This is a genomic window from Pseudomonas sp. 1176_21 (assembly GCF_052850635.1).
Map to the genome: position 1 here is coordinate 93,761 of NZ_VXCV01000002.1, position 12,153 is coordinate 105,913.

The window sequence follows — 12,153 nt, forward strand, 5'->3', positions numbered from 1 at the left end:
TGTCATGAGCCTGTTCGCCTGGCTGCGCCCCAGCCAACCCGCACTGGACGCCGCCCAGCAGCAGCGTCTGGCCCAACTGCCCGGCCCCGCCCCGCTACAGGACCACACCCTGCGCGCCCAGCGCTGGGTGGTGCTGGACCTGGAAACCACCGGCCTGAACCTGAACCGCGACCAGGTGCTGTCGATTGGCGCGGTGGTGATCGAGGACGGCGCCATCGACTTCAGCCAGCAGTTCGAGCGCACCCTGCACCGGCATGACCACAAGCCGGGCCCCAGCGTGCTGATACATGGCCTGGGGCCCAGTGCGATTGCCGCCGGCTGCGTGCCGGCCGATGCACTGCTCGACCTCATGGCGTTCATCGGCGACAGCCCGCTGCTGGCGTTCCACGCCGGCTTCGACCAGCGCATGCTCAGCCGCGCCCTGAAGGACAGCCTGGGCTACCGCCTGCAGCACCCGTTCATCGACGTGGCCGAGCTGGCCCCGCTGCTCAACCCCGACGTGGTGTTGCGCGACGCCGGGCTCGACGACTGGACCGCACACTTCGGCCTGCAGGCCGGTGAACGCCACCACGCCAGCGCCGATGCACAGGTCACTGCCGAACTGGCACTGATCCTGTTCAGCCAGGCGCGACGCCAGCACATCGACAGCCCGCTGCTGCTGGAGCATCGCCTGCAAGGCTGGCGCCGGCGACGGCAACACAGCCACGGCTTCTGACCAGCCCCGGATACGTCATCCGATGAGCGTTAATTGCACAGTGCCAGCGGCTCTGACACAATCGCGAATAATTCTCGTTAGTTAACGCATCTATTCCGGGGAACACCTTGTCGTCAGTGCAAAGCCCACACGGTGAGCTGGTTGGTGCGCTGTACCGTGACCATCGCGGCTGGCTGCTGGGCTGGCTGCGGCGCAACGTCGCCTGTGCCGAGCGCGCCGAAGACCTGAGCCAGGACACCTTCGTGCGCCTGCTCGGGCGCGAGCAGCTGCCCGCACCACGCGAGCCGCGGGCGTTCCTGGCCGCGGTGGCGCGCGGCCTGCTGTTCGACCATTTTCGCCGGGCGGCACTGGAGCAGGCGTACCTCGCCGAACTGATGCTGATCCCCGAAGCCGAGCAGCCGTCACCGGAAGAACAGCACCTGATCCTCGAAGACCTCAAGGCCATCGACCGCCTGCTGGGCAAGCTGTCGAGCAAGGCGCGCGCCGCGTTCCTGTACAACCGCCTCGACGGCATGGGCCATGCCGAGATCGCCGAGCGCCTGGGCGTGTCGGTGTCGCGGGTGCGCCAGTACCTGGCCCAGGGCATGCGCCAGTGCTATGTGGCGCTGTACGGCGAGCCGACATGAACGGCTTCAGTAGCAGGCCGGTATCGGCCAAGGTGCTCGATGCCGCCATCGCCTGGCAGCTGTGCCTGGATGCGGGCAGCGCCGAGGAGCGTGCCGATTTCGAGCGCTGGCACGCGGCAGACGAAGAACATGCGCGGGCCTGGATGCAGCTGGGCATGCTCAACCAGCGCTTCGCCGCAGCGGCCGGCCCGGCGCGCAAGGCCCTGGGCGAAACCCGGGCCGGCCTGCGCCAGCGCGTGCGCAAGCTGGGCAGCGGGCTGGCCAGCATCGTGCTGGTGGGCGGCCTGCTCGGCTGGCTGAGTACCCACCAGAGCCTGGACTACTGGCTGGCCGACCAGCGCACGGCCACCGGCGAGCAGCGCAGCCTGCGCCTGGAGGACGGCACCCTGCTCAGCCTCAACACCCATTCGGCGGTGGATGTTCGCTTCGATGGCCAGCAGCGCCTGATCGTGCTGCGCGAGGGCGAGATTTCCATCGAGACCGGGCACAAGGATGACCGTCCGTTCATCGTCGCCACGGCCGACGGGCGCCTGCGTGCACTGGGCACACGCTTCCTGGTGCGCCTGGAAGACCAGGGCACGCGCCTGAGCGTGTTGCAGTCGGCGGTGGCGGCCAAGCCGCAGGACAGCGGCGACGAGCAGATCGTGCGCGAAGGCCAGCAGGTGATGATGAGCCACGACCAGCTGGGCAGCATCAATCCGCTGGCCCTGGGCGCCGACGCCTGGACCCACGGCATGCTGGTGGTCGACAACGTGCGCCTGGATGCGCTGGTGCAGGAGCTGGGGCGTTATCGCAGCGGCTACCTGGGGGTGTCGCCGGAGGTGGCCGGGTTGCGCATTACCGGCAGCTTCCCGCTGCACGACACCGACCTTGCGCTGCAGTCGCTGCTGCCGACCTTGCCGGTGCAGGTGCAAAAGCGCACGCCATGGTGGGTGACGATCGTGGCCAAGGGCGAGACCCCGTAAAACGCCTTCGCCGGCAACGCCCTCCTGCAGGAGCGGGCGTTGCCGGCGAAGGCCTCAACATTATTTTTTGCCCACCCCCTGACACTTTTCCCTTTTCACTCGGCATGGAAGCTAGTTAGCACTATTGCGCCGAGGAACCGCTGCATGTCCCGTCCCCTTGAAAAGCTGTTGCGTCATTGCCTACTGACCCTGGCCCTGACCAGCACCGCCGCCATCGCCGCCGAATCGAGCGCCGCGCGCAGCTACAGCCTGCCCGCCGGGCCGTTGTCGACCACCCTCAACCTGATCGCCAGCCAGGCCGGCATCGCCCTGACCCTGGACCCGAGCCTGGCCAGCGGACGCACCTCGGCGCCGGTCAGCGGCCAGTACGACGGCCTCGGCGCCCTGCAGGCCGCCCTGCGCGGCACCGGCCTGCAACTGCAGCAGAGCAGCGCCGGCACCTACAGCCTGATCGCCGCCCCCGAAGGCAGCCTGGCCCTGCCGGAAACCAGCATCAACGCCGCCGGCGACTACGAGAGCGCCTGGGGCCCGACCACCGGCTACGTCGCCACCCGCACCGCCGCCGGCACCAAGACCGACACCCCGATCGTCGAGGCGCCACGCTCGATGTCGGTGATCACCCGCGAACAGCTCGACCAGCGCCAGGTGCTCAACCTCAACGACGCGCTGCGTTACACCGCGGGCGTGCAAAGCAGCGGCTACGGCTCGGACTCGCGCGCCGACTGGCTGCGCGTGCGCGGCTTCGACCCCACCCAGTTTCTCGACGGCCTGCCGCTGCCCAAGGGTTCGTTCGCCAACCCCAAGGTCGAACCCTGGAACCTGGAACGCATCACCGTACTGCGCGGCCCGGCCTCTTCGGTGTATGGCCAGACCCCGCCCGGCGGCATGCTCGACATGCTCAGCCGACGCCCGCAGGTCGAAAGCGCGCACCAGATCGAAGCCCAGGTCGGCAGCAACGAACACCGGCAGATCAACTTCGACAGCACCGGCAAGATCGACGACGCCGGCCAGTTTCTGTACCGCGTCAGCGGCGTGGTACGCGACAGCAACGCACCGGTCGACCATATTCCCGACAAGCGCTACAACCTCGCCCCCAGCCTGACCTGGAACGTCGACGACGACACCAGCCTGACCTTCATCTCGCAGTTCACCCGCGACGATACCGGCATCACCGGGCAGTTCCTGCCCTTGCAGGGCACCCGGCTGGCCTCGCCTGCCGGGGCGAAGATTTCCCATCACAAGAACCTCGGTGAGCCGGGCTGGGACTTCTACGACCGCACCTATTACGCCCTGGGCTACGCTTTCGAGCACCGCCTCGACGACGTATGGCAGCTGCGCCAGAACCTGCGCTACACCAAGAGCGACCTGTCGTTTCGCGCGGTCAACGTGGCCACCTTCAATACCGTAGAACCCGACGGTACGGTCAACCGCGAGGCCGGGATCGTCAACGAAGACATCAGCCAGTTCGCTGTCGACAACAACCTGCAGGCCAACTTCAGCACCGGCGCGCTGGAGCACACCCTGCTGCTGGGCCTGGACCACCAGCGCTCCAACACCAACTACCAGTGGCTGTATGGCGGCTCGTACAACTACGACGCCAACGGCAACATCAGCGGCATCAACGTGCCGCCAATCAGCGTGATCCGACCGGTGTATGGCGCCGACATGTCCAACGTGAACTACTTCGCACTGCAGGACTACGGCCAGAAAACCCGCCAGACCGGCGTCTACGTGCAGGACCAGATCGCCCTGGACAACTGGCGCCTGACCCTGGGCGGGCGTGAGGACTGGATTCACACCGGCACCACCTTCCACAACAAGGGCGACGCCACCAGCACCCAGCGCGACAAGGCCTTCACCGGCAACGTGGGCCTGAGCTACGTGTTCGACAACGGCCTCACCCCGTACCTGTCCTACACCGAGTCGTTCCAGCCGACCACCGGCGCCAACGTGGATGCAGCACAGTCGTTCAAGCCCACCGAAGGCCGCCAGTACGAAGTGGGCGTCAAGTTCCAGCCGGTGGGCAGCAACACCCTGCTGACCGCAGCCGCCTACGACCTGCGCCAGAGCAACGTGAAGGTCACCGAAGGCAGCATCTCTCGCAGTGTCGGTGAATTGCAGGTGCGCGGCATCGAGCTGGAAGCCACCAGCGCCATCACCGACAACCTCAAACTGGTCGGCTCCTACACCTACACCGATACCGAGATCCGCAAGGGCGTGCCTGGCGAAGTCGGCAACCGCATGGCGCTGATCCCGCGCAACCAGGCCACCCTGTGGGCCGACTACACCTGGCACGCCGGCCCGCTGGACGGCTTCGGCATGGGCGCCGGGGTTCGCTATGTCGGCGATACCTACGGCAACACCGCCAACACCGAGGTGGCGCATGTAGGCTCCTACACCGTGTACGACGCTGCCGTGCACTACGACCTGGGTCGCCTGGACAGCAGCATGAAGGGGCTGAGCGTGGCGGTGGAAGCCAAGAACCTGTTCAACAAGGACTACCTGGCCAACTGCGACGGGTTCTGGTGCTACTACGGCGACCAGCGCAACGTGGTCGCCAGCGTGAACTACACGTTCTAGGGCCAACGATGAAGAGCCAAACCATACGTCGCTGGTCGTGGGTGCATACCTGGAGCAGCCTGGTGTGCACGCTGTTTCTGCTGTTGCTGGCACTGACCGGGCTGCCGCTGATCTTCCACCACGAGATCGACCACCTGCTGGGCGATGCGCCCGAGCTCAAGGTAATGCCGGCCGACACACCCAGACTCGACCTGCAGGCCCTGGTGCTCAAGGCCCAGGCCCATCGCCCGGGCGAGGTGATGCAGTACTTCGGCTGGGACGAGGACGACAGCAACGGCGTGATCGCGATCATGGCCGCCACCGCCGGTACCGAGCCCAACTCGTCGCACACCTTCATGCTCGACGGGCGTACTGGCGAGGTGGTGGAGATGCCCTCGGCCAACGGCGGCTTCATGCTGACCATGCTGCGCCTGCATGTGGACATGTTCGCCGGCTTGCCGGGCAAGCTGCTGCTGGCCTTCATGGGCCTGCTGTTCGTGGTGGCGATCATCTCCGGGGGGGTGCTGTACGCGCCATTCATGCGCAGGCTGAAGTTCGCCACGGTACGCCACGACAAATCGCGGCGCCTGCGCTGGCTCGACCTGCACAACCTGATCGGCATCGTGACCCTGACCTGGACGCTGGTGGTGGGCGTGACCGGGGTGATCAGCGCGCTGTCCGACCTGGTCATCGCCGCCTGGCGCAACGACAGCCTCAGCGCGATGATCGCACCGTACCGCGATGCACCGCCGCTGACCGCACTGGCCCCGGCCAGCCGTCTGCTGGACATTGCCGCCGAGGCGGCGCCGGGCATGCAGCCGGACTTCATCGCCTTCCCCGGCACGCGCTTTTCCAGCGAGCACCACTATGCGGTGTTCATGAAGGGCAGCACCCACCTGACCGCTCACCTGCTGACCCCGGTACTGATCGATGCCAGCACCTTGCAGGTGACGGCGATTGGCGAGCGGCCGTGGTACATGGACGCGATGGGCCTGTCGCAGCCGCTGCACTTTGGCGACTACGGCGGCCGGCCGATGCAGATTCTATGGGCGCTGCTGGATGTGCTGACGATCATCGTGCTCGGCAGCGGCGTGTATTTGTGGTGGGTACGCAGGCGACGTGATGAAGCGTGAATCGAGGTTCTGGAAGGTGTTCGGCATGCCGGGCCTGATTGCCCTGCTGGGCGCAGTGGGGCTGTTCGCGGCGCTGCTGGGGGATGGCCCGTGGGATGTGCTGGCGTGGGTGGGGCTGGCCCTGCCGGTGGGGTACAGCCTGCGAGGTTTTTGGCCGGCCGCGCGATAGTCTTGGTCGGCAAGGCCGGCGCCTGCAAGGTTTCACGTCGTCTGCAGGAGCCGGCCTTGTCGGCGAAGGCGCAGGTCAGTCAGCCAGTTTCGGCAGGCACTCATCCAGCCGCTGGTGCAACGCACTGTCCGCCGGCCAGTTGCGCAACAACCGCGCCCGGTCACGGGCGAAGGCCTTGGCGAAACTGAGCTGGGTGGCGTGCTGGCACATCGCATCAAGGTCGATCAGCGACCATTGACCGTCCTGCCAGAACAGGTTGTGGCCCTTAAGGTCGCCGTGGCTGATGCGTTCGCCCATCAGCTGCTGCAACAGGGTCTGCAGCGCTTGCAGCTGCTCCTCTGGCACCTCGGCGCTGTCGACGTAGGGCGCAAAGCTCTCGATCAGGTCCGGCCCGTCGGCATACTCGGTCACCAGGTACGCACGGCTGCGCAGCCCCAGCACGCGCTGCTCCAGCACCGCCAGCGGCCTGGGCGTGGCGATGCCGAGGAACTCCAGGCGATGCCCTTCGATCCACGAATGCCAGGCCCGGCTGGGGCGCCAGAAGCGCTTGAACCAGTGGGCGGTGTTCTTGATGTTGTAGCGCTTGAGCACCAGGCTGCGACCGCCCGCCTCGACCCGTGCCACGCTCGCCGCGCCGCCAGTCTTGTACAGGTGGCCCTGGTCGATCAGCGCGTCGGCCTGCTCCAGCACCGGCAGCATGGCCGCCACCTCCGATCGACGGATCGCGCGCAGGCCCGAGGCCCCGCGCTGCACGCTGAACAGCGTGCACTCGCGACCGGCCTTGTCCAGGTAGTCCTTCAGACGCCAGCTGCGCACCTTGTCGATCTGCTTCTGCAAGGCTTCCAGCGGCAGCGCATGCTCGCCGTTGACCAGCACGTAGTGCACCAGCAGTTCCTCGACGAAGGGCTCCAGGCGCTTGGGCAACTGCGCAAAGAACACCCCCAGGTTCTGCAGCACCTGCTGACGCGACAGCGGCTGGCCCGGGGTTTCGGCCTTCACCCCCGCGCCATCGATCAGGTACAGCTCCCCGCCATGGCGCAGCAGGTTGTCCAGGTGCAGGTCGGCCTGCCACAGGCCCTTGGCATGCATCTGCGCCACGGCGCGCAGGGCTTCGCCCAGCACTTCCTGCTGGGCATCGGCAAGCACCGGCAGGCCCTCGACCGCCGCCCAGGCATCCGCCAGGCTGTGGGCGTGCTCAAGAAATTCGAACAGCAGCCAGCCGCCCTCGCCTTCACGCAGGCCGTCGGCCAGCAGCAACGGCGTGGTCAGCCCCTGGCTGGCCAGCAGGCGCGCACCGTCCAGTTCGCGCTGGAAGTGGCGGGCGGCACTGCTGCCCACCAGCAGCTTGGCCAGCACCGGCTTGCCACGCCAGATCCCGGCACCGACATACCGCTGCCCCGGCAGCACCCGCAGCAGGCTGAGCAGTTGCAGCTCGGCCGGCCCGGCGGCGTCGGCCAGGGCAATGCTCAATGGCAGTTGCGGGCTGCGCCCGGCGTCCTTGAGTTCAGACAAACGCATCAGCGGGCCTCTTTTTCACGACGGCGATGCAGCAGGCGCTGCAGCCAGGTATCCACCAGCGTACTGTCGGCCGGTTGCTCCAGGTAGGCGGCCAGCATCAGCCGTACATCGCTCTCGCTCCATGCGCCGGCACGACGCAGCAGCGGCTCCAGGTCCTTGAGGCGATCACGCTGGCCCAGCAGCAGCGGCCGGGTTTTCTCCAGGTCGATCAACTGCGCCTGCCAGCCTTCGCTGCGCTCGCGCAAAAAGATGTGCTTGGGGTAGAAGCAGCCATGCACCTGCCCCGCCGCGTGCACCGTGCGGGCCAGTTCGCCACAGGCGCGCAGGATGCCCTGGCGCTGCTCCAGGGCCAGTTGCGGCCACTGCCCGAGCAGGTGGTCAAGATCGCTCCAGTCATCCAGCGCACGGGTCATCAGGATCGCACGGCGCTCGCCGTCGACCTGGCGCTCGGCGTAGAACACCGCCTGCAAGGCCGGGATTTGCAGCTTCTGGTAGCGTTTGATGTTGCGAAACTCGCGGGCGAAGGTCGGCTCGCCGAAGGGGCTGTGCAGGGTGCGCGTGAGGTAGTCGCTCTGGCGCTTGAGGTAGAACCCCTTGCCCTCCAGCTCCAGGCGGTACACGCGGCTCCAGCCGCCGCGCCCGGTGTTGGGCTCGTCCACGGCGTCCAGCTGCAGCGCCCACAGCGCCTCGAAGCTGTTCAGGCCGTGGCGTTCAAGCAGTGCAGCTTCGGCACTGGCCAGGAAATCACTCATTCGCGCCCCTCGAAAAACGTCACGACGTGCCGCACGCGGCGCTTGTCCGACGCGTTCAGGCGATCGCGACGGCGATATTGCAGGTAGAACCGCAGGCGCTGGGTGGCCGACAGGTGATACTTGGCCACCTTGTCCAGGCAGGCCAGATCCTTGGTGATGCGATAGCGCAGCATGAAGCCGACCCAGAACGCACCGGTCGGGCAGTCGATGAAGAACAGCATGCCCTTGTCATCGACCAGCAGGTTGCGCCACTTGAGGTCGTTGTGGGTGAAGTGATGGTCGTGCATCACCCGCGTGTGGCGGGCCAGCTGTCGGCTGACATGGTCGACCCAGCCGGCATCTGCCAGGCGCGGGTCGTTGCGCTTGGCCAGCGCCGAGAGGTCCTCGGTGCGCGGCAGCTCGCGGGTGATCATGGCGCCCCGGTGGAAGGCGAAGCCTCGCCGTTCCAGGCCGCAGGCCACCACCTCGGCGGTGGGGATGTCCCACTTGGCGAACTGCTTGAGGTTCTGCCACTCGGCCTTGATCCGCGGGCGCCCCAGGTAGCGGCGCAGGCCCTTGCCGGCGCCGGTGTAGCGCTTGACGTAGTAGTTCACCCCGCCGCGCTCCACGCGAATCACTTCGCTGAGCGGGTCGTGGGTGAGGCGTTCGCCCTTGAGCGCGAACACCGCGTCGATGCTGCCGAAATCCTGTGCCAGGGCCGAGTAGGCCGGTTCCAGTGTCCAACCCGCCATCAGAGCGCGTCCCCATACCGTTGTTTACGCTCGTAGAGCTTGTTTGCCTTGCCCTCCAGCCAGCGCAGCAAGGTGGCGTGCTCGGCCAGGATCTGGCGCAGCGGCTGCTGGAAGTAGCCGCGCAGAAAGCGCAGCTTGTCGCGTCGGGTCAGGCCGATGTCCAGCGCCGAGAAGTACAGCGCGGCCAGGTCCTTGTCGCGCCAGCGTCGGGAAATGCTGGCGCGGGTCTGGGCCCGGTGCAGGTCGATCACCGACAGCCTGAAGTCGTCCGGGGTTACCGGGCGGTCGGTGTGCAGCAGAAAGTGGCAGATGTAGCAGTCGCGGTGGTTGACCCCGGCGCGGTGCATCATGCCGGTCATGCGCGCCACCTCGGCGATCAGCGCGCGCTTGAGACGCGGCGCCGGCGGCGTCCTGACCCAGTCGAGGCTGAAGTCCTCGAGGCTGACGGTGGGCGCCAGCTCCTCGGTGACGATGAACGAATGCTGGGTCGCCGGGTTGCTGCCGCGTTCGCCGTAGGCCACCGCGGTCATGGTCGGCACCCCGACTTCGTGCAGGCGCTGGATGGCCTGCCATTCCTGGCCGGCACCGAGCACCGGCAGCTTGGCGGTGAACAGGTTCTTGAAGATCTCGCCCCAGCCGATGCCCCGGTGGATCTTGACGAAATAACCGTTGCCCTCGACCTCGGTGCGCAGCGTGCGCCGGCCTTCCAGCTCGCGGTACACCTCGCCTTGCAGGGCCTCGACGGCGTCGAAGGCATCGCGCCCGGCCCACAGGCGCTTGAAGGGTTCAGCCAGTATCAGTTTCATGCGCGCTCCTGCGCCAGGATCACGTCGGCCGCATGCTGCGGCATGCTGTACAGGTCGGCGGTGTCGGCGAATGCCAGGCCGTTGCGGCCCCAGTCGGCACGCGCCGCATCGTCTTCGAGCATACGTTGCAGGTAGCGGTTGAGTTGCTCCTGCTCGAACGGCTCGTCGAGCACCAGGCCGGCATCGGCCTCAGCGATGTAGTGGGCATAGCCGCACACTGCCGAAACCAGTACCGGCAACCCGGCCACCACGGCTTCGAGCAGCACGGTGCCGGTGTTCTCGTTGTAGGCCGGGTGGATCAGTGCGTCGGCCCCGAGCAGAAAGCGCGGGATATCGCTGCGGCCCTTGAGGAACTGCACCTGCTCGGTCAGCCCCAGGGTCGCGCTCTGCAGCTGGAACACCTTGGGGTCGTCCTGGCCGATGACCATCAGCCGGGTGCGCTTGCGCAGGCTGTTGGGCAAGGCGGCCAGCGCCTTGAGGCTGCGGTCCACGCCCTTGGTCTTGAAGCCCGAGCCGATCTGCACCAGCAGGCGCTCGTCGTCCGCCAGGTTGAACTCGCGGCGAAACTCGGCGCGGATCTCGGCGGCATTGGCCGGCGCCCGGCGGTCCTGGCTGATGCCCGGAGGCAGCAGGTGGAAGCGCTCGGCGGGGGTGTCGTAGTGCTTGACGAACAGCGGCTGCTGGACCTCGGAGATCATCAGGATCTGGGTCTTGGCGTCCTTGCCGAACACCGCACGCTCGTACTCGGCAAAGTGGCGGTAGCGGCCCCAGCGGCGGTACAGCGAGTGGCGCAGGTTCTGCGCCTTGTCCTCGAAGCAGCCGTCGGCGGCGTAGTACACGTCCAGCCCCGGCATCTTGTTGAAGCCGATCAGGCGGTCGACCGGGCGCCTGGCCAGGTCGGCCTGCATCCAGTCGGTGAGTTTCTCGTTGCGCCGATGGTTGAACAGCGCCTTGACCGGCGCCACCAGCACTTCGAAGCCCTCGGGCACGTCGCCCTCCCAGATCAGGGTATACACCCGGATCTGGTGGCCACGGCGCTGGCACTCCAGGGCGATGCGCATGAAGTCACGCTGCAGGCCGCCGAAGGGGAAATACTTGTAGAGCACAAAGGCCAGTTGCATCAACGCACATCCTCTGCCCGCAGCAACGCGCTCAACTGGCTCGCCACACGCTCGGGGTTCAGGCGAGTGAAGCACAGCGGCCACTCGCGTTTGAGATCGAACCGGCGCCGGTCGTCGGCGCTCGGCTTGTAGGTGCACTTCTTCTGCAGGCACGGGGCGCAGGGGAAGTCACTGCCCAGGTGCACCTGGGCCTTGCCGTAGGCCCCGGTCAAGCCCGGGTTGGTAGGGCCGAACAGCGACAGGGTAGGCACATCGAGTGCCGCCGCCAGGTGCCCAAGGCCGGTGTCGACGGCCACGCAGGCCTTGGCGGCAGCCAGCACCCGGGCGACCCCGGCCAGGTTCAGCCTGGGCAGCACCTGGGCGTTCTTCAGGCCCTGGGCGATGCGCTCGGCGCGGGCCTTTTCGGCCGGGTTGCCCCATGGCAGGCAGATATGCAGGCCGGCACGCCCCAGGCGTTCGGCCAACTGGCGCCAGTACAGTTCGGGCCAGTGCTTGGTGTCCCAGGTGGTGCCATGCAGGAACACCACGTAGGGCTTGGTGGGTATCTCTTCCAGGCGCGAGCGATCCAGGCCGTAGTCACCCAGCCCCGAGGGCAGGTCGTAGCCCAGCGCCAGGGCGAACAACTGGCGCACCCGCTCCACCGCATGCTGCCCGCGGGCCACCGACAGGCGCCGGTCGTAGAAGCGGCTGGCCAGCCCCTCGCGTGCCGAGTAGCGGTCCAGCCCGGCCACCGGCGCCTTGACGTAGCGGGTCAGCCAGGCGCTTTTCACCAGGCCCTGGGCGTCGATCACCAGGTCGTACTTGCGCTCGCGCAGGCGCTTCTTGAACTGGCGCCATTCGCCGTTCTTCAAGGTTTGCCAGAGGTTCTTGCGCCAGCGACGGATGGCCACCGGGATCACGTGATCGACCGCAGGGTGCCAGGTGGGGATTTCGGCGAAGCCTTCCTCGACCACCCAGTCGAAGCGGATGCCGGGAATGGCGTGCGCCGCGTCGGTCAGTGCCGGCAGCGCGTGGATGACATCCCCCAGCGAGGAGGTCTTGATCAGCAGTACCCGCAA

At 67.2% G+C, this 12,153-nt stretch carries 12 protein-coding genes; 6 read left to right on the plus strand and 6 right to left on the minus strand.

Features of this window, described 5'->3' with window-relative positions:
- Positions 1–4: 4 nt before the first annotated feature.
- The 6 genes from FW760_RS05465 (at position 5) to FW760_RS05490 (ending at position 6,167) form a co-directional block, all read left to right on the plus strand.
- Positions 5–715 (plus strand): 3'-5' exonuclease, encoded by a 711-nt coding sequence (locus FW760_RS05465; RefSeq protein WP_043863669.1) that lies wholly within the window; start codon positions 5–7, stop codon positions 713–715.
- 107 nt (positions 716–822) lie between these two features.
- Complete coding sequence (locus FW760_RS05470) at positions 823–1,341, plus strand: RNA polymerase sigma factor (RefSeq protein WP_043863668.1); 519 nt, start codon at positions 823–825, stop codon at positions 1,339–1,341.
- Positions 1,338–2,306: a FecR family protein gene (locus tag FW760_RS05475; RefSeq protein ID WP_116052353.1), complete on the plus strand. Its 969-nt coding sequence runs from the start codon at positions 1,338–1,340 to the stop codon at positions 2,304–2,306. The genes FW760_RS05470 and FW760_RS05475 overlap by 4 nt, the downstream gene beginning before the upstream one ends.
- A gap of 144 nt (positions 2,307–2,450) precedes the next feature.
- Positions 2,451–4,886, plus strand: a complete 2,436-nt coding sequence (locus tag FW760_RS05480) for a TonB-dependent siderophore receptor (protein ID WP_116052354.1) — start codon at positions 2,451–2,453, stop codon at positions 4,884–4,886.
- A gap of 8 nt (positions 4,887–4,894) precedes the next feature.
- Complete coding sequence (locus tag FW760_RS05485) at positions 4,895–5,998, plus strand: PepSY-associated TM helix domain-containing protein (RefSeq protein ID WP_446443686.1); 1,104 nt, start codon at positions 4,895–4,897, stop codon at positions 5,996–5,998.
- Entirely contained in the window at positions 5,988–6,167 is a 180-nt protein-coding gene (locus FW760_RS05490) for a hypothetical protein (RefSeq protein ID WP_043863664.1), read from the plus strand. Before FW760_RS05485 ends, FW760_RS05490 begins: the two co-directional genes overlap by 11 nt.
- A gap of 75 nt (positions 6,168–6,242) precedes the next feature.
- On the opposite strand, the gene FW760_RS05495 is transcribed toward FW760_RS05490, so the two are convergent.
- The 6 genes from FW760_RS05495 to waaC are packed head-to-tail and all read right to left on the minus strand — an operon-like array spanning position 6,243 to position 12,153.
- Positions 6,243–7,685, minus strand: coding sequence for a lipopolysaccharide kinase InaA family protein (locus FW760_RS05495; RefSeq protein ID WP_043863663.1), 1,443 nt, complete (start codon positions 7,683–7,685; stop codon positions 6,243–6,245).
- On the minus strand, positions 7,685–8,437 hold the full coding sequence (locus FW760_RS05500) for a lipopolysaccharide kinase InaA family protein (protein WP_100634796.1): 753 nt from the start codon (positions 8,435–8,437) through the stop codon (positions 7,685–7,687). The genes FW760_RS05495 and FW760_RS05500 overlap by 1 nt, the downstream gene beginning before the upstream one ends.
- On the minus strand, positions 8,434–9,168 hold the full coding sequence (locus FW760_RS05505; protein WP_078480851.1) for a lipopolysaccharide kinase InaA family protein: 735 nt from the start codon (positions 9,166–9,168) through the stop codon (positions 8,434–8,436). Before FW760_RS05505 ends, FW760_RS05500 begins: the two co-directional genes overlap by 4 nt.
- Positions 9,168–9,974, minus strand: coding sequence for a lipopolysaccharide core heptose(I) kinase RfaP (gene rfaP, locus FW760_RS05510; RefSeq protein WP_058541815.1), 807 nt, complete (start codon positions 9,972–9,974; stop codon positions 9,168–9,170). Before rfaP ends, FW760_RS05505 begins: the two co-directional genes overlap by 1 nt.
- Positions 9,971–11,095: a glycosyltransferase family 4 protein gene (locus tag FW760_RS05515; RefSeq protein WP_088514278.1), complete on the minus strand. Its 1,125-nt coding sequence runs from the start codon at positions 11,093–11,095 to the stop codon at positions 9,971–9,973. The genes rfaP and FW760_RS05515 overlap by 4 nt, the downstream gene beginning before the upstream one ends.
- Positions 11,095–12,153, minus strand: a complete 1,059-nt coding sequence (waaC, locus tag FW760_RS05520) for a lipopolysaccharide heptosyltransferase I (RefSeq protein WP_054915991.1) — start codon at positions 12,151–12,153, stop codon at positions 11,095–11,097. The genes FW760_RS05515 and waaC overlap by 1 nt, the downstream gene beginning before the upstream one ends.